The organism is Burkholderia sp. Ax-1724, assembly GCF_011752995.1.
Taxonomy (GTDB): Bacteria; Pseudomonadota; Gammaproteobacteria; order Burkholderiales; family Burkholderiaceae; genus Paraburkholderia.
In genome coordinates this window covers 39584-58441 of sequence record NZ_VWWL01000013.1, presented here as the reverse complement: position 1 = coordinate 58441, position 18858 = coordinate 39584, and the positions used below count along the sequence as shown (strand labels likewise).

Genomic DNA, 18858 nt, shown 5'->3' with positions numbered 1-18858 from the left:
CAAGGAAAGATACGAATTAACAATAATTAAAGACTACGTAGCAAATATCACAACTTTCCAATACGTATCTTGAAATTGACTGGAGCGTTGTTTCACTGTTTTCCTGGATCAGGTAGAAGACAGAAGGGGGCGACTGTCCTAGCTTTCAGAGTTGTCTGATTCCAACGAGCCTATTTTTTTCGAATCATGGCTTTCGATGTGTATCTGCATGTGATGTAGGCACATGCATGATGCGTGCAAAGCGATGTTGTCCGTACGATATTTTGACTACTGACGACGGTTGATCTCAATGCAGACTGGGGATGTTATGGCGGATATGTTTGTCAAGATTGACGGTATTTCAGGTGAGTCGCAGGATGAATTTCACCGAGGCGAATTAGAAGTGACCGGCTGGCATTGGAAGATGGAGCAACAATCTGCAATGATGTCCGGTGCTGGAGGTGGAGTAGGTAAGGCGACTATTAACGATCTTGAGTTTCTACACCATATCGATCGTGCCAGCCCTAACCTGATGCGTTACTGTCTGACGGGCCGCCACATTCCACAGGTAGTTTTAACGATGCGTAAGGCGGGGGGTATTCCGTTTGAATTTCTGAAAATCACGATGAGCGATGTTGTTATCATTGAGGTTGAACCGTCGGTCGCGGGCACGAATTATATGGAGCGCGTTCGCCTGTCGTTTGCGAAAGTGAAGCAGGAATACAAGGTGCAAAACGTTGTCGGTGGGAGCGGTGGGATGGTTACAGCTGAATTTGATATCCGAGAGAATATTGCGAAATAGTATGCGAAAACGCAATTACATTGCCCTGATCATTGGTCTTGCTCTATTGATTGGGGCGATATCGGAAGTCAAGTCGAATCTGGATTTTATTCGGACATCTACTACAACCTTGGGCAAGGTTATCCGGCTAAACCATGGTGAACGTCATCCCGAGATTGCTTTTGTGACGCAACGCGGCAAGCAGATAACGTTTCCGGCAAGCTTTATTTCTGCGGATGTTGGTGATTCCGTTCTGGTTCGCTACGACCCGCTTATGCCAAGAGAAACCGCACGAATTGACGACTTCTACGGAATTTGGTTTGAAGAATTTATGTTGGCTGTCCTTGCAATTGCATTTCTTTATGCAGGCTGGACAGGAGAGCCATTCAGGGGGAGGTATGGGTAATTATGTGGATCAAGTCGTTGCGTGAGAGTCAATGGCGTTATAAAACTGGGGCAGGTGGCAGCTTGAATGTCGATCTTCTTCTTGCATCAGGAGGCGTTATTGTTGTCGATCCGCCGAGTGGACCACCTCGGAAATTTGAATATTCGGGAGTGGGAATAGGTCTCTCGATTCCTATTCTTAAATGGCTGAAATTGCAGAAGCTCGAATTGCCGAAAATCTCAATCCGGGGACATGGTATAGGGGGAAGTGGTTCTGCAAAGGGTTTTGATAGTAATGGGACTGTGTACATGACAGAGACGTTTCATGGTGACGAGTTGGAAGCCCAAAATTTTGAGGGAGGTATCATTTATCTGGATTGGTCCGCTGGTTATCTTGCGGGCTGGAGCGGATCATATCTACTTGCAGGAATCAATCTGGAGCTAATGAAAGCTGCAATGGTCCCGTGGGCGGGCGGTACGTTTCTGCGGCAAGCGATTATGTCCGCCCCAGTTTTTATCAAAACACAGGGCCGTATGGAAGGGCTGACAGATTCCATTGGCGCTGGCCTGATGTTCGGGCAAATCCACTATCAGGGCGCGGAAGCGGACTAACCTTTGTTCAAGTGGGGCGGAGCGGTAATAGACGGCTTCAATTTTGATCGGCTATTACTCCCGTGATCAATTCTGCCGATAGCAATATCTATCCATCACGCGTTACCGATACCGCTATCCTTCTAGGCGCACACGGTTGGTGCGTCGTTGACAGCTTGGCTCACCACGTCGTGCGGAGTCTAGTCGGCGCCTGACAAATCTCAACCTCGCCAACAAACTGAACCCCGCATAATATCCATCCGACAAAAACCCGTCCTCTTTCATGCTCCCGCTCAAATACCTGACCGGCTACCCCGCGCCTCTACAGGAGAAGGTCAGAACCCTGATCGCCGCCGATCAGCTCGGCGCCTACCTCGCGCGGAAATATCCGAACACGCACGACGTGCAGACCGATCGCGCGCTCTACGCGTATTGCGCCGAACTGAAACGCGAACATCTGCGCAGCGCCGAGCAGATCGACAAGGTCACCTACGACAGCAAGCTCGACGTCGTACGGCACGCATTGGGTCTGCACACGAGCATTTCGCGCGTGCAGGGCGGCAAGCTGAAGGCGAAGAAGGAAATCCGCATCGCGTCGCTATTCAAATCGACGGCGCCGGAATTTCTGAAGATGATCGTCGTGCACGAACTCGCTCATCTGAAGGAGAGCGATCACAACAAGGCGTTTTATCGTCTGTGCGAGTTCATGCAACCGGGCTACCCGCAGATCGAATTCGACCTGCGGCTTTATCTGACCCATCGCGATCTGACGAAGAAGACAGCCTGACGCGCGCGCAGACCACGCACCCCGAACCTCAAACGGCACACGTCAAGCCGCCACCTCAACCACCGAAGCCGTCAGCAATACCGGAATCGACTTCGAAGTCGGCGTGCCCGCGCCATCCGCCACGGAAGAAAGCGGCACGAGCGGATTCGTCTCCGGATAGTACGCACCGAGGCAACCGCGCGGAATGTCGTATTCGACGAGCAGGAAGCCATCCACGCGACGCTCGATGCCATCGGCCCATACGCTCGTGATATCGACGCGCTGGCCGGCCGCGAACCCGAGCATCGCGATATCGGCCGGATTGGCGAACAGCACACGCCGCTGTCCGTACACGCCGCGATAGCGATCGTCGAGACCGTAAATCGTCGTGTTGTACTGATCGTGCGAGCGCGTGGTCATCAGCGTCATGAGCCGTTCGCCATGTTGCTTGCGCGCCAGATGAATCGGCGTATCGAGCGCGATCGCATGAACGAGAAACTGTGCCTTGCCGCTCGGTGTTTTCCAGATGCGCTCACGCGACGCCACGCCGAGATGGAAGCCACCGGGATTCTTCAGGCGCTCGTTGTAATCGGCGAAACCGTCGATCACCTGCGCGATGCCGTCGCGAATCAGCGCGTAGTCGGCCGCGTGCGCGAGCCAGTCCACCTTGGCGCTGCCCAGGGTCGCATGCGCCATGCGCGCGACGATCGCCACTTCGGAGAGCAGATTATCCGAGGCCGGTTGATTCATGCCATACGAGATGTGCACCATGCTCATCGAATCCTCGACGCTCACGCCCTGCGGCACGCCGTTCTGCAGATCGATCTCGGTGCGCCCGAGCGTCGGCAGAATCAGCGCATCGCGGCCATGCACGAGGTGGCTGCGGTTCAGCTTGGTCGTGACGTGCACGGTCAGATCGCAGGCGCGCATCGCCTCCCACGTGCGCGGTGTGTCGGGTGTCGCGATCGAGAAATTACCGCCCAGGCCGATGAACACTTTCACCCGGCCGTCGAGCATCGCCTGAATCGTGTTGACGACGTCGAGCCCATGCTCGCGCGGCGGTTCGAAATCGTAGACCGCGCCGAGCTTGTCGAGAAACGCGTCGGTCGGCTTTTCCTCGATGCCGACCGTGCGGTCGCCCTGCACGTTCGAGTGGCCGCGCACCGGGCACAGCCCCGCGCCGCGCCGGCCGATATTTCCGCGCATCATCATCAGGTTCGACAGCATCTGCACCGTCGCGACCGAGTTCTTGTGCTGCGTGAGGCCCATGCCCCACGTCGAGATCACCGCGCGGCCACGCGCGTAGATGTCGGCGAGCTTCAATACATCTTCGAACGGCACGCCCGCTTCTGCGACGATCGTGTCCCAGCGCTCGGCGCGCAGATCGTCGGCGAACGCTTCGAAGCCGACCGTGTGTTCGGCGATAAAGCCGACGTCGAGCACGCGTTCGAGGCCCGAGGCCAGCGCTTCGTCGTCGAGTTCGATGATGCGTTTGGCGACGCCCTTGATCAGCGCGAAGTCGCCGCCGACCTTCGGGCGGATGAACACCGAACTGATCTTCGTGCTGCCGAGCGTGAGCATTTCGACCGGATGCTGCGGGCTCGCGAAGCGTTCGAGTCCGCGCTCCTTGAGCGGATTGATCGACACGATCGTCGCGCCGCGCCTTGTGCATTCGCGCAGTTCGCCGAGCATGCGCGGATGGTTGGTGGCCGGATTCTGGCCGAAGATCAGCAGCGTATCGGCGTGCTCGAAGTCGTCGAGCGTGACCGTGCCTTTGCCGATGCCGACCGTATGCGGCAGGCCGCGGCTCGTCGCTTCGTGGCACATGTTCGAGCAGTCGGGGAAATTGTTGGTGCCGTACATGCGCACGAACAGCTGATACAGGAACGCGGCTTCGTTGCTCGCGCGGCCCGAGGTATAGAACGCAGCGCGATCGGGATCGCCGAGCTGCTGCAGATGCCGCGCGATCAGCTCGAACGCTGCGTCCCAGCCGATCGGCACGTAGCGATCGGAGCGCGCGTCGTAGACGAGCGGATCGGTCAGACGGCCGTGCTGTTCGAGTTCGAAGTCCGATTGCGCCATCAGTTCGGCGACGCTGTGCTGCGCGAAGAACGCGGGCGTCACGCGCTTGCCGGTCGCTTCGGCGGCCACGGCCTTTACGCCGTTCTCGCAGAACTCGAAGGTCGAGGCATGCTCGCGATCGGGCCAGGCGCAGCCCGGGCAGTCGAAGCCGTCGGGCTGGTTCTGCTTGAGCAGCGTGCGGTAGTTGCCGCCCGCCACTTTTTCCTTGAGCAGATTGAGCGCGACGTATTTGAGCGCGCCCCAGCCGGCGGCGGGGTGCTTGTAGGGCTCGATGCGTGGTTCGATGCTGGCTTCGTTCTTCTTCATGACGGGGCGATGGAGCAGGCTTGGGGGCTTTTCGGGCCGATAGTCGCAAGCGTACTGTGTTCCCCTGAAGGCGTCGGATACAGAAAATCGGAAAGAATAGGAGTACAGTTGCGCAAGCCTGATCGCGGTGCGCGTGCCGGTGCTTTCCCGGCCCTTCGAGCCTCGCAAGCCCGCGACCCCTTCGACTCCACCGTAACCCCCTTGAAGCTCTACGAAAAACTCGCCGACGAAATCACCGAAGCCGTGCGCCGTGGCGTGTTCGCGGCCGGCGAGCGGATTGCCTCGGTGCGCCAGGCGAGCCAGCAGCACGGCGTCAGCATCAAGACCGTGCTGCACGCGTATGCGTTGCTGGAGAGCCGCGGCATCGTCGAGACGCGGCCGCAGTCCGGCTATTTCGTGCGCGACGCGGCGGCGAAGGCGCTTGCGGTGGCGCCGGCCGCGTCGTCCACCGCGGCGCGCGCGGGCCGCAAGTCCGCGGCGTCCGCGCCGGTGCCCGCCACGGTGGACGTGAGCCGCCTCGTGCTGTCGACGCTGCGCAGCATCCGCGCGCACGACGCCGTGCCGTTCGGCTCGCCGTATCCGGACCCGTCGCTGTTTCCGTGGCGGCGCATCAACCAGTACGCGAACGCGATCGCGCGCCGTCACGCGAGCTGGAACCTGATCGACGATCTGCCGCCGGGAAATCCCGAGCTGATCCGGCAAATCGCGCGGCGCTACGCGGAAAACGGCCTGCCGGTCGATCCGGGCGAGATCGTCATCACGCTCGGCGCGACCGAGGCGATCAACCTGAGCCTGCAGGCGGTCGCGAAGCCGGGCGACACGGTCGCGGTCGAATCGCCGACCTACTACGCGATGCTGCATGCGATCGAGCGCCTCGGCATGCGCGCGCTCGAAATCGCCACGCATCCGCTCGACGGCATCGACCTCGACGCACTTGCCAAGGCGATCGGGCGGCAGAAGATCGCCGCCTGCATGGTGATGCCGAACTTCCAGAATCCGCTCGGCTTTTGCATGTCCGACGAGCGCAAGCGGCAACTGGTCGAACTGCTGGCTGCGCACGAGATTCCCGCGATCGAGAACGACGTCTACCAGGAACTGTATTTCGGAGACACGCGGCCTTCCACGCTGAAGACTTTCGACACGAAAGGGCTCGTGCTGCACTGCGCGTCGTTTTCGAAGAGCCTGACCGCGTCGTACCGGATCGGCTGGGCGCTGCCGGGGCGTTATCGCGCGCAGGTCGAGAAGCTCAAGTTCCTGAACACGCTGACGACGCCGTCGGTGCCGCAGGTCGCGGTCGCCGATTATCTGCGTCACGACGGCTACGACCGGCATCTGCGGCACGTGCGCAAGGTGTACCGGCAGCAGGCGCGCATCATGACGGCGCTCGTGCTGCGCTTCTTTCCGGCTGGCACGCGCGTGTCGGCGCCGCAGGGCGGCTACGTGCTGTGGGTCGAACTGCCGGGCCGGATCGATTCGATGCGGCTCTATCAGGCCGCGCTCGCGCGCGGCATCACGGTGGGGCCGGGGATGATGTTTTCGACGCGCAACGATTTTCGCCACTTCATCCGGCTCAACTACAGCTACCCGTGGACCGCGCAGGCCGAGGCGGCGTTGAAGACGCTGGGGGAACTGGTGGCGGGGATGAGCTGAGCGCGCGCGGCAGGATCGCGAGCGTGGCGAACGACCGGCCCGCGAATCGGGCGACCCAGGAACGACTTACGAACGACCCACGAAGGAGACACGCATGGATGATGACGATATCGACCCGCAGCTCGCCGCGATACTCGCGCAGCTATGGCGCGCGCACCGGGAAACGCCGGGGCGCGCGTGGTCGCTCGCGAAGCTGTCGAAGCAGGCCGACGTGCCGATGAGCAGTTTGCGGCGCCACCTGACCGCGCTGTCGGGCGGCGGTCTCGTCGATACCGCGTTCAACGAGGACGGCACGGGCACAGCGTGTCTGAGCGAGTCGGGCGAGGGCTTGTGCGCGCAGTTGTTCGGCGACGCAGAGGGTGAGGGCGGCGATGCCGACAGCAGGGATGCGGACGACGGCGGTGCCGCCGCCGAGGACGACGCGCCTCGGCCGCCGAGCCTGCATTGATATGTTTCACGGTTTGGTGCGACCCAGTGTGACCTGGTACGACTCAGTGCGATCCAGTATGGCCTGGTATGACCTGATGCGACCCGGCGCGTCCCCGCGCGCCGGATCAAAGCCCACTCAAAGCTGACTCATCCCGCCATCGACAATGATCTCGCTGCCGACGATGAACGCCGACTCCGGCGCGGCCAGATGCAGCACGGTCGCGGCGATTTCCTCGGGCGTGCCGAAGCGGCCGAGCGGCACCTGGCCGACGATCTGCGCGGCGGTGGCCTCGAGCGCGGCCGCGTCGAGGCCGAGCTTGCCGTAGAGCGGCGTGCGCACCGGCCCAGGGCTCACCACGTTCACACGTACGCCGCGCGGCAGCAACTCCGCCGATAGCGTCTTCGCGAGCGAAATCAGCGCGGCCTTGCTCGCCGCATACACGGACGAGCCCGGCATGCCGATATGTGCGTTGATCGAACCGTTGATGACGATCGACGCACCCCGGTTCAGCAGCGGCAGCAGCGCCTGGATCTGGAAGTACGCGCCCTTGACGTTGGTGTCGAAGCTTGAGTCCCACAGCGCTTCGTCGACGTCCGCGAACGGCGCGAATTTCGCGCTGCCCGCGTTGATGAAGACGGCGTCGAGCCGCACGCCTTGCGCGTCGAGTGCGGCGGCCAGTTCGCGCGCCGCCGCGAGCGAGCCCGCGTCGTTGCGGATCGCGATCGCCCGTTCGCCGAGCGCGTTTTTGGCGGTGTCGAGCGCGGCGGCGTCGCGGCCGGTGATGACGACGCGAGCGCCTTCGCGGGCGAACGCTTGCGAGGCCGCGAAGCCGATGCCGCTGCTGCCGCCGGTGACGAGAATCGAGGTGTTCTGGAAGCGGGTCATTTCATTTCTCCGAAACAGTGTGAGGGGTTGGTAGGAGTGATAATGCGCGTCGCGGACGCGCTTGCCGTACCACTTCCTCGATGCACTCGTTCGAAGATATCGAACATGTTGTGGGGCGCGGGCCGGGTGCGGTTGGGAGGGCGATTCGGAAGGCGATTCGGATGCGATTCGGGGTACAGGCCGGGAGCGGTTCCGGAACGATCCGGGAGCAGGTCGGGCGAAATCGAGGGGCCGCTGCAGGGCCACTTCAGGGTTGATACAGGCCCATTTCAGGTCCGCTTCCATGCTGTGATAGCCATTTGCCGCCGCCGTCGTCGGAAAACGCCTGGCGACGGGTGACTTGCCTGGGTGCTTTCCAGTACAGTTGGCCCACGGTGCCGTCGAGCGTCGATTGCGCGGCGGCCTCGCGGATCGACGCGCCGCGTGCCGCCTCGCGAGGCGTGCGGGCGAAGCGTTGCCGCCGGGACCGGGCGCCGCGCCATTGTCATACGACGGGTGCAACGTCTATATATAAGTAGGGGCATATAGGGCGGCTGGCGGGAAGCGGCCGTCCAGACTGGGGGAAGGAACAGGAATGACACAACGATTCGTTCTGGGCCTGTCGGTGGCGGCGGGCCTGCTGGCGTTGCCGGTCGTGGCGAGCGCGCAGTCGCAGGCCTACACGACGAGCCGGGTCAACGTGCACGCCGGCCCCGCGGCCGATTATCCGATCGTCACGCAATTGCCGGCCGGCGTTCCGCTTACGGTCATGGGCTGCCTCGGCAACTTCCACTGGTGCGATGTCGCCGCGCCGAATCTGCGCGGCTGGGTCTTTGCAGCGCGGCTCAGTGTGCCGTATCAGGGCGGCAATGTGCCGTTGGTGAACTACGGCACCGTGATCGGCCTGCCGATTGTGGGCTTTGCGATCGCCGATTACTGGGGCAACTATTACCGCAGCCGGCCCTGGTACAGCCAGCAGTCGCGCTGGGCTCACCATCCGCCGCCGACAGTGCGGCGGCCGCCGTGGCATGCTGGACCGGGCGGCCCGCCACCGGGCAATGCAGGCGGACGACCACCGGGTGGCCCGCCACCGGGCAATGCAGGCGGACGACCACCGGGTGGACCGCCACCGGGCAATGCAGGCGGACGACCGCCGGGTGGCTCGCCACCGGGCAACGCAGGCGGCCGTCCACCCGGCGGCCCACAGGGCGGCGGCGGTCCACAAGGCCCCCAAGGCGGGGGCGGCAACCGCCCACCCGGCAGGCAGCAAGGCGGTGGCGGAGGCGGCAACAACTGAACCGGCCCGCGCACCGCGGCGAAGACACCGGGCACGCCGGATAGGCGAGGCTTCCGGCATTCCCCGCCCGGCCTCGCGCATAGGCGACGCATTGCAGATATTTCGCACCGGTCTCTCGTAAACCCTGGTGCGCGGCGGACACTTATTTGCCGATGTTGGGTTGGGGGGCGCAACCATGATTTGCGAAGCGACATCACGTGGCACGACGGCAGCCTCTCCAGAGGGCTCCCGCTACCGGGCCGAGCGAGCCGAGGAACTGCTCGCCTCGGAGCGCAGCGTATTGCGGCTCATCACGTGCAACACGCCGTTGCCGGAACTGCTCGACGAGGTATGCCGCCGCGCCGAGGCGCTGCTCGGCGAAGGCGCGTCCTGCTCGATCCTGCTGCTCGACGCCGACGGCGTGCACATGCGCGTCGGCGGCGCACCGTCGCTGCCGCCCGCGTACAGCGCGGCGGTCAACGGCATCGCGATCGGCCCGCGGGTCGGTTCGTGCGGCACCGCGATGTACGGCCGGCGTCTCGTCGTCGTCGACGACATCGAAACCGACCCGCTCTGGGAAGGCTTCTGCCATCTCGCCCGGCCGTACGGTCTGCGCGCGTGCTGGTCCGTGCCGTTCGAAAACGACGCCGGTGTCGTGCTCGGCGCGTTCGCGGTCTATTACCGCACGAGGCGGCGTCCCACTCCCGAAGAAGAGGCGATGCTGCACGATATCGGCGGCAGCGTCGGCCTCGCGGTCCATCAGGACGCGATGGCGCAGCGTCTCGCGCGCAGCGAGGAGCGGCACCGGCTCGTCGTCGATCATCTGAGCGAGGGCATCGTCGTGCAGTCGCGCGCGGGCATCGTGCTCGCCTGCAATCCGAGCGCGCAGCGCATGCTGCGCGCGACGCCGCAGATCGTCGGTTGCCGCATCGATACCGTGATGACGCGCTCGTTCAACGAGGACGGCTCGCTCATCCACGAAACGCAGCGGCCGGTTACGCAGGTCTTCGCGACCGGCAAGCCGCTGCTCGGCGTGACGATCGGCGTCGAGCTGATCGGCGGCGAGGTCGTGTGGATCACCGAAAACGTCGTGCCGATCATGCGACCCGGCGAGAGCGAGCCGGATTCGGTGCTGATCTCGTTCACCGACATCGGCCCGGTGCGCGAGGCGCAGCGCCAGCTCAAGTTTCTCGCCACGCGCGACTCGCTCACGGGCCTCTACAACCGCGCCTATCTGACCGAGCGGATGCGCGACCTGTTCGAACCGCAGGGCCACGGCAATGGCGGCGACGGCACGTTCGAGCCCGCGGGCGTCGCGGTGCTGTTCGTCGATCTCGACAGCTTCAAGAAGGTCAACGACACCGCCGGCCACGAAGCCGGCGACGCGCTGCTGTGCAGCGTCGCCGAGCGGCTGTCGGCCTGCGTCGGACGCGGCGACACGCTCGCGCGCGTCGGCGGTGACGAATTCGTGATCGTCGTCAGCGCGTATGGCGACACGAGCGAGCTGATCGCCCTCGCGCACCGGATTCTCGACATGATCGCGGTGCCGTTCGCGGTGGCCGGCAACGAGTACTACCTCGGTGCGTCGATCGGCATCAGTCTCTTTCCCGAGGACGGCCAGGACGTCGCGACGCTGATGCGCAACGCCGACTCGGCGATGTATCACGCGAAGCAGCGCGGCCGCAACAACTTCCAGTTCTTCACCGCCGAGCTGAACCGGCATCTGCAGCGGCGCTTCACGATCGAGCAGTCGCTGCGCCGCGCGCTCGCCGCCGACGAGCTGAGCCTCGTGTACCAGCCGATCGTCGATAGCCAGGACGGCCGCACGATCGGCGCCGAGGCGCTTTTGCGCTGGTACAACGGCGAGCTCGGCAACGTGTCGCCGGGCGAATTCATTCCGGTCGCGGAGGACGCGGGGCTGATCGGCGAGATCGGCGACTGGGTGCTCCAGCGGGCCTGCGAGCAGGTCGCGCAATGGCGGCGCACGCTCGCGCCGCATCTGATCGTCGCGGTGAACCTGTCGCCGCGGCAATTCAACGACGGCCTGCTCGAGCGCATCGAGCGCTGTCTCGCGCAGTCGGGGCTCGAGCCCACCGCGCTCGAACTCGAGATCACCGAGCGGCTGCTGATGAGCGACAGCGACACCGTGCTGCCGATGCTGAGCGCACTGAGCACGATGGGCGTGCGCATTTCGGTCGACGATTTCGGTACCGGCTATTCGTCGCTGTCCTATCTGAAGCGCTTTCCGCTGCATAACCTGAAGATCGACCGCTCGTTCGTCGCGGGGCTGCCCGACCATCGCGACTCGATCGCGATCACGCAGGCTGTTGTGGCGATGGCGCACTCGCTCGGCATGAACGTGACGGCGGAAGGCGTCGAGACCGCCGAGCAGGCGGCGTTTCTGCGCGCGATCGATTGCGACAAGCAGCAGGGCTATCTGTATAGCCGGCCGGTCGGCGCGAGCGCATACGCGCGCGGCCTGGGCGATGCGCAGACGAGCGGCATGGCGAAGGCGTACTGAGGTGTCCTGACGCGGCCTTCAACGTCCTGACGTGCCGCGGGCGCTTCTGCCGCCGGGCCCGGCACATGGGCCGCGGATGCTTCGGCTTTGCCGTGCGCGATTGTTCTGATTGACGAACAAGTGACTTCGTGTTGCCGGTATTTATCGACGGCGGCGCGCTCCCTAGAATGCTTCCATCGAAACGTAATCAGGCGTGGTGCCGAAGCGGCGCCGCGCGATGGGGGTCGTCATGTCGGAGTTGATCAGAAACCAGCTTTACCGGCCATCGGTCGTGCTGCCGATGGTCGCGCTCATGCAGGTGATGGTGTCGCAGGACTTCAATCTCGGCCAGGTGGGCTGGGTGTTCGCGGCACGCGGAGCACAGGCCGCGCTGCAACGTTCGCGCGCGCTGCTTTGCGCGGTACATTGCCACGCATGACGGGCGCGGCTCGAATAGGCTTCGAGCCTGCGCGGTAGTTCATGCAGCAGTCCATGCAGTGTTCATGTAGTCATCCCGATTAATCCTCGCGGTGGGCGGATGGTGGTCCGCAAGGCAGTGCTCGTCGGGCGGCATGGTTCAAGGCGTAAGATGCTACGGACCTGCACCCAGCCCCGGGAGATTTGCCATGCCACAGCATTTCGACGCAGTCGTGATCGGTACGGGACAGGGCGGTGCGCCGTTGGCCGTGCGCCTTGCCCGAAGCGGCCGCCGAACCGCCGTCATCGAACGCGCGGAGTTTGGCGGAACCTGCGTGAACGTCGGCTGCACGCCGACTAAATCGTATGTGGCGAGCGCCCGCGCGGCGCACGTGGCGCGCCACGCGGGCGAACTTGGCGTGCAGGTGGGTTCGATCAGCGTCGATCTCGCGGCGGTCAAGGCGCGCAAGGACCGGATCATCGGCGAGTCGCGCGGCGGCGTCGAAAAATGGCTGCGCGGCACCGAGAACATGACCGTATTCAACGGTCATGCGCGCTTCACCGGCGCGCACACGCTGACCGTCACCGGCCTCGACGGCCAACTGCTCGCGGAACTGGGCGCCAACGAAATCTTCATCAACACCGGCACGCGCGCGGTCGTGCCGCCGCTCGACGGCATCCAGCGGATCCCGTACTACACGAACTCCACGCTGCTCGAACTGAGCGAATTGCCGGACCATCTCGTGATCGTCGGCGGCAGCTATATCGCGCTCGAATTCGCCCAGGTGTTTCGTCGCTTCGGCAGCCGCGTGAGCGTGCTCGTGCGCGGCGAGCGCGTGCTCAATCGCGAGGACGCGGATTGCTCGGAGTCGGTGCGCCAGGTGCTCGAGCGCGACGGCGTCGAGTTTCATTTCGGCGTGCAGCCGACGCGGGTCGAGCCGCATCCGCATCGCGCGAACGAGGTGTGCATCGGCTTCGAGCAGAACGTGCCGGCGCTCGAAGCCTCGCACCTGCTGTTCGCGACCGGCCGCAAGCCGAATACCGACGACCTCGGCCTCGACGCCGCCGGCATCGGAACGGACCGGCACGGCATGATCGCCGTCGACGGCCAACTGCGCACGAACGTGCCGGGCGTCTGGGCGATCGGCGACGTCAATGGGCGCGGCGCTTTCACGCATACCTCCTACGACGACTATCAGATCGTCGCGGCCAATCTGCTCGACGGCGGCTCGCGCAGCGCCGACACGCGGATCATGGCGTACGCGGTGTTCGTCGATCCGCCGCTCGCGCGCGTCGGCCTGTCGGAAGAGGACGTGCGTCGCAGCGGCCGGCAGGCGCTGATCGCGACGCTGCCGATGTCGCGCGTGGGCCGCGCGCGCGAGCGCGGTGAAACCGACGGCTTCATGAAAGTGCTCGCCGACGCGCACAGCCGGCAGATTCTCGGCGCGGCGATTCACGGCATCGAAGGCGACGAGGCGATCCACACGTTCATCGACATCATGACGGCGGGCGCACCGTATCCCACGCTGCAATTCGCGATGCACGTGCATCCGACGATCAGCGAACTCGTGCCGACCCTGCTCGACGGTCTCAAGCCGATGCCGTGAGCGCGCCCGCGAGCGCCGCGGACGGAATTGCCCACGACCGGCGCGGCAGCCCATCTCGCGCGCATCGACAAAGCCTTGCCGCGTCGCCGATAATCGGCAACGGCGCGGCTCGTCCGTCATGCGCGGGCGGGCTGTGCGCTCAACCGCATTCATCTCGGGGACTCGCAGCATGGGCAAGGGACGCGTCGAAGCCTTCAGCGATGGCGTAATCGCCATCATCATCACGATCATGGTGCTCGAACTGAAGGTGCCCGAAGGCCACGATCTCGCGGCGCTGCGCCCGGTCATTCCCGTGTTCTGCGCCTACGTGCTGAGCTTCATCTACGTCGGCATCTACTGGAGCAATCACCATCACATGCTGCATGCGGTGCAGAAGGTCAACGGCAAGGTGCTGTGGGCCAACCTGCATCTGCTGTTCTGGCTGTCGCTGCTGCCGGCCGTCACGCACTGGCTCGGCGAAAGCCATCTGGCCGCGTGGCCGAGCGCGCTGTACGGCGTCGTGCTGTTCATGTCCGCGATCGCCTATTTCTTCCTGACCCGCACGCTGATCCACGAACACGGCCGCGACTCGACGCTCGCGAGAGCGCTCGGCGGCGACTTCAAGGGCAAGGTCTCGGTGGTTCTCTATCTGCTCGGCATCGGGCTCGCGTTCGTCGAGCCGTGGGCGTCGGCCACGCTTTATGCGCTCGTCGCCGCGTGGTGGCTCGTGCCGGACCGGCGTATCGAGCATCTGCTGGAGGGCTGAGCATGCTGCTCGCGCTGAAGCTCGTGCTGGTGCCGGCGTTTCTTGCCGCGCTGACGGCCGCCGCGCGGGCGTGGGGGCCGTCGGTCGCGGGATGGCTCGCCGGGCTGCCGGTCGTCGCCGGACCGATCGTGCTGCTGCTCGCGCTCGAACGCGGGCCGGGGTTCGCGGCGCAGGCATCGGTGGCGTCGATTGCGGCGATCGTCGCGGCGGAAGCGTTCAATCTCGCGTATGCGTGGACCTGCCGGCGCTTCGGCTGACCGGTTGCGCTGGTCGCCGGCCTGGCCGGCTGGTTCGGCTCGGCGCTGCTGCTCGTGCGGTTGCCCGGCTCGCTCGGCTGGGCGGTGGCGGCGGCCGGCGCGGCCGTCGTGGTGTCGCAGAGCGGTTTGCCGCGTGCATCGGGGCGCGTGCCGGCGTCGCGCGTCGGCCGTGCCGATCTGGGTCCGCATGCTGGCGGGCGCGCTGTTGACGCTCGCGGTGACCACGCTGTCGGCCTCGATGGGCGCGGCGTGGAGCGGGGTGTTGTCGGTGTTTCCGCTGCTCGGCAGCGTGCTCGCGGTGTCGGCGCAGCGCGAGCACGGCGCGGACTTCGTCGCGCGGCTGACGCGCGGCATGGTGATCGGGCGCGGCTCGTTCGCGGCGTTCTTCGCCGTGACCGCGACGATGCTGCCGCAATACGGCGTGGCGGCGAGCTTCGCGTGCGCGGCGGTGGTATCGGTCGTCGTGCAGGGCTTGACGCGGCGCATGCTCGCCGCACCGCGCAGCGAGCGCGCGGCGCGCGAAGTGGCCGCCGGGCCACGGGCGGAGTGAGGCACGCCGGGCGATGCACGATTACCTGACTTCTTCCGGCGTCCCGCCATCGGCGAATGCGCTGCCTCGGCTTCGCCGGATCAGCTTGCAGAATTGCCATGCAGCCGATCGGCGCGCCGGTACGGCGGGCAGCGCCTCGCGCGCGGACGAGGTGCGCTCCGTGCGCTCTTTCCCCCGCGCGAGCCGCGTCGGGCTTATCTCCGACACGCACAACCTCGTGCGTCCCGAAGCTTTGCGCTACCTCGAAGGCTGCGACGCGATCGTGCACGCGGGCGACATCTGCAACTCGGACGTGCTCGATGCGCTCGCACGGATCGCGCCGGTCACGGCGGTGCGCGGCAACAACGATACCGGCGACTGGGCCGCTTCGTTGCCGACGCACGCGCGGCTGATCGTGCAGCAGGTGACGATTCTCGTCGTGCACGATATCGCCGACCTCGGTTGCGCGCCGCGCGACGAAGGCATCGCCGTGGTCGTGAGCGGCCATTCGCACAAACCGTCGATCGGCGAGCGCGACGGCGTGCTGTTCGTCAATCCCGGCAGCGCGGGGCCACGACGTTTCAGGCTGCCGGTGTGCGCGGGCATGCTGCTTATCGACGGCGAGCAGGTCAGCGCGACGTTCGATGCGCTGCTGACGTAAAAAAAGCGGGCCGGTGAAGGTCACCGGCCCGCTTTCGTCTGGCGGGAACTGCTTTCTGGGGGGGCGGAGCACTCGCTCACGCATCGCCGGGCTGAACGCGGGCAGTTGCGCCTGCGCGATGGCCACGCACTCGATTACCGAGGTCGGCGATTTGACCATGGAGTCGGCGCGCGGCTGCATGTGGTGCACGCATGTGATGTATTCACGCCGGCGGGTAATCGCAGATCAATTGCGTGGCGGCGAACAGCTTCGCTTGTGCGTGCGGTCCGTATTCAACAGCACCGCGCATCCGCTCATGAATCGATCGGCATGTAGCGGTAGCGCGCGTGGCTTACTCCCGAGTCACACCATCAGGCACGCGCCGCCGCCGCATACCGCTCGTCCATCTCCTCGGCTTCGCGCTCGCCGCGCAGCACCGCGTGGGCTTCGGCGCGCGTCGCGACGCTCGGACCTGAGCCGGGCAGCGGCTTGCGCGCGGTTTCGCGCAGCGCGAGCACCGACACGATGCCGATCAGCGATGCGCCCATCAGGTAGTACGCGGGCATCATCAGATTGCCGGTCCGCTCGACGAGCCATGCGGTCATGAGCGGCGTGGTGCCGCCGAACAGCGATACCGAAATGTTGAAGCCGATCGCGAGCGCGCCGTAGCGGATCTTCGTCGGGAACAGCGCCGGCAGCGCCGACGGCATCACACCCGTGAAGCACGACAGCAGCATGCCGAGCATCATCAGGCCGGCGAATACCGGCAGCACCGTGCCCATGCGGATCAGCAGCAGCGCCGGCACCGACAGCGCGAACAGGCCCACGCAGCCGAACAGCATGACCGGCTTGCGGCCGACCGTGTCGGACAGGCGGCCGGCGGCAAGCGTCATCGGCATCATCAGGACCATCACGAGCAGCACGAGGAACAGGCCGTGCGTTTCGTTGAAGTTCAGCGTCGCCGACAGATAGCTCGGCAGATACGACAGCGCCATGTAGTCGGTCACGTTGAAGATCAGCACGAGGCCGACGCACAGCAGCAGCGGCTTCCATTGCTGCGCGAGCAACTGGCTGAACGACTGCTTCGGCAGCGCGCGGTCTTCGGCTTCGCGTTGCTCGGCCTGCTTCTTGAACGCGGGCGTTTCCTCGAGCTTCATGCGGATATAGAGGCCGACCAGGCCGAGCGGGCCGGCGATCAGGAACGGCACGCGCCAGCCCCACGAGAGCAGCGCATCGCTCGGCAGCGCCGCGCTCAGCAGTGCGACCGTGCCCGCACCGAGCACGTAGCCGATCAGCGTGCCGAATTCGAGGAAGCTGCCCATGAAGCCGCGGCGCTTGTCGGTCGAGAATTCGGCGATGAAGGTCGCCGCGCCGCCGTATTCGCCGCCGGTCGAGAAGCCCTGCACGAGACGCGCGACGAGCAGCAGCACCGGCGCCAGAATGCCGATCGTCGCGTAGTCGGGAATCAGGCCGATCGCGAACGTGCCGGCCGCCATCAGGATCATCGTCATCGCTAGCACGCGCTGACGGCCGATGCGGTCGCCGAGCGGACCGAACACCATGCCGCCGACCGGGCGGACGAGGAACGCCGCGGCGAACGTGCCGAACGTGGCGATCAGCTGCGCGGACGGGCTCGACGACGGAAAGAACACCTTGCCGAGCGTGACGGCGATGTAGCTGTACACGCCGAAATCGAACCATTCCATCGCGTTGCCGAGCGCCATCGCGCCGACGGCCCGTTTGAGGAGTGAGTGGTCGACGACGGTGATGTCGTCGAGGGAGAGGCGTTGTTCTTTTTTGTGATGTCGCCAGAAGCCGTTGCTGGAAGCGGTCAAGGTGATAACTCCACTGACTGCGACGAAACTCGGGATGCGTTCCGCCACGGTTGCTGGAAGTGCAATTTCGCGAGCAAGGCGGTGACCTCCGCGGCGGCGGTTATCCGGTGGCGGAAGAGGCGGCGAACCAAAGCAAACGCCCATGCCCCGCGACTATGTCGCGAAAAAACACTCGTCTAGATTATGCTGACTGTTGCACCTGCGTGGCCGTGGAAGGGGGGCAGATGCATGACGGACGCCGGGTTGGCCGGAAGCTGACCCATGCGCCACTGAAGGCTTGAAACGAAAAAGGCCGATCTTGAATTTGCCGCTTGCGCGGGGAAACGACCGACGAGCCTTCTTGTTTAAAAACAGCTCGATTCAGGATGCCGCACGCGCGGAAAAAGCGTGGCGAACCAACTTGAAAAGAGCGCGAATGAAGGTGAGTTGCTGTTGAAACGAAGCACATGATAGCACGATCGCAGAGGATCGTGCAAACCGGGTCTCCCCGCGAGAGCCGGTTGGATGGCGCCATCCCTTGCTGGGCGGGGGATTGGGCGGGGGATTGGGCGGGGGATTGGGCGGGGGATTGGGCGGGGGATTGGGCGGGGGATTGGGCGGGGGATTGGGCGGGGGATTGGGCGGGGTCGGAACAGTCGTAAAAAACGGACTGTTTAGAACATTGGCGGGCCATGCCGGCGACAGGTCGACCACAGGCCAACGAGGTGAGGACGAAAAGAGGGCGAAAAAAATCCGCGCTCGCGGCGCGGATTTTCTGTGTCGATACCGCTCTGTGGACCGGCGTGGGCATGGGCCGGTTAGGTGACGGAGCGCGCCGATCCTCGCGCCGCCAACCAAACCGGTCCGGAAGCGGCAGACTTACGCCGAGGGCGGCACGTAACCCGAAGCCGTATCCGCGCCTTCGCCGAAGAAGAACTTTTCGGTCTGCTTCATCAGATACTGGCGCGCGCGCGGATCGGCCATGTTCAGACGGTTTTCGTTGATCAGCATGGTCTGCTGCTTCAACCAGCCTTGCCAGGCTTCCTTCGAGATGCTTTCGTAGATCCGCTTGCCGAGTTCGCCCGGCAGAGGCGGGAAATCGAGGCCTTCGGCTTCCTTGCCGAGCTTCGTGCATTGAACCATACGAGTCATGCTGTGATTCTCCTGTAATCGTGTTGGGGCGGGCAGACGCCTGTCGGGAGCGGCCGGGGCCGGTTAGCGGGCCGGTAGGCCTGTAGGT

The 18858-nt window shown here is 64.6% G+C and carries 16 protein-coding genes and 1 pseudogene; 13 read left to right on the top strand and 4 right to left on the bottom strand.

All coding sequences use genetic code 11. The annotated features are described in order from the left end of the window. The first annotated feature begins 307 nt into the window (after positions 1-307). The 4 genes from F3J19_RS16895 (at position 308) to F3J19_RS16880 (ending at position 2522) form a co-directional block, all read left to right on the top strand. Positions 308-781, top strand: coding sequence for a type VI secretion system tube protein Hcp (locus F3J19_RS16895; RefSeq protein ID WP_167043332.1), 474 nt, complete (start codon positions 308-310; stop codon positions 779-781). Position 782: 1 nt separating this feature from the next. Continuing rightward, the gene (locus tag F3J19_RS16890; protein ID WP_167043330.1) at positions 783-1166 is read left to right on the top strand and encodes a DUF3592 domain-containing protein; all 384 of its coding nucleotides are present in this window, start codon (positions 783-785) and stop codon (positions 1164-1166) included. A gap of 2 nt (positions 1167-1168) precedes the next feature. Beyond that, complete coding sequence (locus tag F3J19_RS16885) at positions 1169-1756, top strand: hypothetical protein (protein ID WP_167043328.1); 588 nt, start codon at positions 1169-1171, stop codon at positions 1754-1756. A 262-nt stretch (positions 1757-2018) separates the two neighbouring features. After that, complete coding sequence (locus F3J19_RS16880) at positions 2019-2522, top strand: M48 family metallopeptidase (protein ID WP_167043327.1); 504 nt, start codon at positions 2019-2021, stop codon at positions 2520-2522. Positions 2523-2564: 42 nt separating this feature from the next. Here F3J19_RS16880 and F3J19_RS16875 read toward each other — a convergent pair whose 3' ends face one another. Further along, the gene (locus tag F3J19_RS16875) at positions 2565-4889 is read right to left on the bottom strand and encodes an FdhF/YdeP family oxidoreductase (protein ID WP_167043325.1); all 2325 of its coding nucleotides are present in this window, start codon (positions 4887-4889) and stop codon (positions 2565-2567) included. 201 nt (positions 4890-5090) lie between these two features. On the opposite strand from F3J19_RS16875, the gene F3J19_RS16870 reads away from it, so the two are divergent. After that, positions 5091-6539, top strand: coding sequence for a PLP-dependent aminotransferase family protein (locus F3J19_RS16870; RefSeq protein WP_167043323.1), 1449 nt, complete (start codon positions 5091-5093; stop codon positions 6537-6539). 94 nt (positions 6540-6633) lie between these two features. Beyond that, the gene (locus tag F3J19_RS16865) at positions 6634-6987 is read left to right on the top strand and encodes a helix-turn-helix domain-containing protein (protein WP_167043321.1); all 354 of its coding nucleotides are present in this window, start codon (positions 6634-6636) and stop codon (positions 6985-6987) included. 117 nt (positions 6988-7104) lie between these two features. Here the strand turns inward: F3J19_RS16865 and F3J19_RS16860 are convergent, their stop codons facing one another. Beyond that, positions 7105-7854, bottom strand: a complete 750-nt coding sequence (locus F3J19_RS16860; protein ID WP_167043319.1) for an SDR family oxidoreductase — start codon at positions 7852-7854, stop codon at positions 7105-7107. Positions 7855-8428: 574 nt separating this feature from the next. Between F3J19_RS16860 and F3J19_RS16855 the strand changes: the two genes are divergently transcribed. The 7 genes and pseudogenes from F3J19_RS16855 (at position 8429) to F3J19_RS16825 (ending at position 15825) form a co-directional block, all read left to right on the top strand. Continuing rightward, a complete protein-coding gene (locus F3J19_RS16855) occupies positions 8429-9130 on the top strand; it encodes an SH3 domain-containing protein (protein WP_167043317.1) in 702 nt (233 codons plus the stop codon). A gap of 175 nt (positions 9131-9305) precedes the next feature. Then, the gene (locus tag F3J19_RS16850; protein ID WP_167043315.1) at positions 9306-11630 is read left to right on the top strand and encodes an EAL domain-containing protein; all 2325 of its coding nucleotides are present in this window, start codon (positions 9306-9308) and stop codon (positions 11628-11630) included. A 229-nt stretch (positions 11631-11859) separates the two neighbouring features. After that, positions 11860-12048, top strand: a complete 189-nt coding sequence (locus tag F3J19_RS16845) for a hypothetical protein (RefSeq protein ID WP_167043313.1) — start codon at positions 11860-11862, stop codon at positions 12046-12048. A 187-nt stretch (positions 12049-12235) separates the two neighbouring features. After that, positions 12236-13633, top strand: coding sequence for an FAD-containing oxidoreductase (locus F3J19_RS16840; RefSeq protein WP_167043311.1), 1398 nt, complete (start codon positions 12236-12238; stop codon positions 13631-13633). 169 nt (positions 13634-13802) lie between these two features. Next, positions 13803-14378, top strand: coding sequence for a TMEM175 family protein (locus tag F3J19_RS16835; protein ID WP_167043309.1), 576 nt, complete (start codon positions 13803-13805; stop codon positions 14376-14378). Between the two features lie 2 nt (positions 14379-14380). Continuing rightward, positions 14381-15185: pseudogene (locus F3J19_RS16830) on the top strand (hypothetical protein). A gap of 160 nt (positions 15186-15345) precedes the next feature. Next, positions 15346-15825 carry a metallophosphoesterase family protein gene (locus F3J19_RS16825; RefSeq protein ID WP_345891044.1) on the top strand — a complete coding sequence of 160 codons (480 nt, stop codon included), beginning with the start codon at positions 15346-15348 and terminating at the stop codon, positions 15823-15825. A gap of 350 nt (positions 15826-16175) precedes the next feature. On the opposite strand, the gene proP is transcribed toward F3J19_RS16825, so the two are convergent. Together proP and F3J19_RS16810 are read right to left on the bottom strand one after the other, a co-directional pair. After that, positions 16176-17639 carry a glycine betaine/L-proline transporter ProP gene (gene proP, locus F3J19_RS16820; protein ID WP_167043303.1) on the bottom strand — a complete coding sequence of 488 codons (1464 nt, stop codon included), beginning with the start codon at positions 17637-17639 and terminating at the stop codon, positions 16176-16178. An 858-nt stretch (positions 17640-18497) separates the two neighbouring features. Further along, positions 18498-18770: an oxidative damage protection protein gene (locus F3J19_RS16810; RefSeq protein ID WP_167043301.1), complete on the bottom strand. Its 273-nt coding sequence runs from the start codon at positions 18768-18770 to the stop codon at positions 18498-18500. Positions 18771-18858: the final 88 nt, after the last annotated feature.

Excerpts from the sequence above, each read along its gene's own strand:
- F3J19_RS16895 (WP_167043332.1), top strand. The coding sequence starts at position 308 with ATGGCGGATATGTTTGTCAAGATTGACGGTATTTCAGGTGAGTCGCAG.
- F3J19_RS16890 (WP_167043330.1), top strand. The coding sequence starts at position 783 with ATGCGAAAACGCAATTACATTGCCCTGATCATTGGTCTTGCTCTATTG.
- F3J19_RS16885 (WP_167043328.1), top strand. The coding sequence starts at position 1,169 with ATGTGGATCAAGTCGTTGCGTGAGAGTCAATGGCGTTATAAAACTGGG.
- F3J19_RS16880 (WP_167043327.1), top strand. The coding sequence starts at position 2,019 with ATGCTCCCGCTCAAATACCTGACCGGCTACCCCGCGCCTCTACAGGAG.
- F3J19_RS16875 (WP_167043325.1), bottom strand. The coding sequence starts at position 4,889 with ATGAAGAAGAACGAAGCCAGCATCGAACCACGCATCGAGCCCTACAAG.
- F3J19_RS16865 (WP_167043321.1), top strand. The coding sequence starts at position 6,634 with ATGGATGATGACGATATCGACCCGCAGCTCGCCGCGATACTCGCGCAG.
- F3J19_RS16860 (WP_167043319.1), bottom strand. The coding sequence starts at position 7,854 with ATGACCCGCTTCCAGAACACCTCGATTCTCGTCACCGGCGGCAGCAGC.
- F3J19_RS16855 (WP_167043317.1), top strand. The coding sequence starts at position 8,429 with ATGACACAACGATTCGTTCTGGGCCTGTCGGTGGCGGCGGGCCTGCTG.
- F3J19_RS16850 (WP_167043315.1), top strand. The coding sequence starts at position 9,306 with ATGATTTGCGAAGCGACATCACGTGGCACGACGGCAGCCTCTCCAGAG.
- F3J19_RS16845 (WP_167043313.1), top strand. The coding sequence starts at position 11,860 with ATGTCGGAGTTGATCAGAAACCAGCTTTACCGGCCATCGGTCGTGCTG.
- F3J19_RS16840 (WP_167043311.1), top strand. The coding sequence starts at position 12,236 with ATGCCACAGCATTTCGACGCAGTCGTGATCGGTACGGGACAGGGCGGT.
- F3J19_RS16835 (WP_167043309.1), top strand. The coding sequence starts at position 13,803 with ATGGGCAAGGGACGCGTCGAAGCCTTCAGCGATGGCGTAATCGCCATC.
- F3J19_RS16810 (WP_167043301.1), bottom strand. The coding sequence starts at position 18,770 with ATGACTCGTATGGTTCAATGCACGAAGCTCGGCAAGGAAGCCGAAGGC.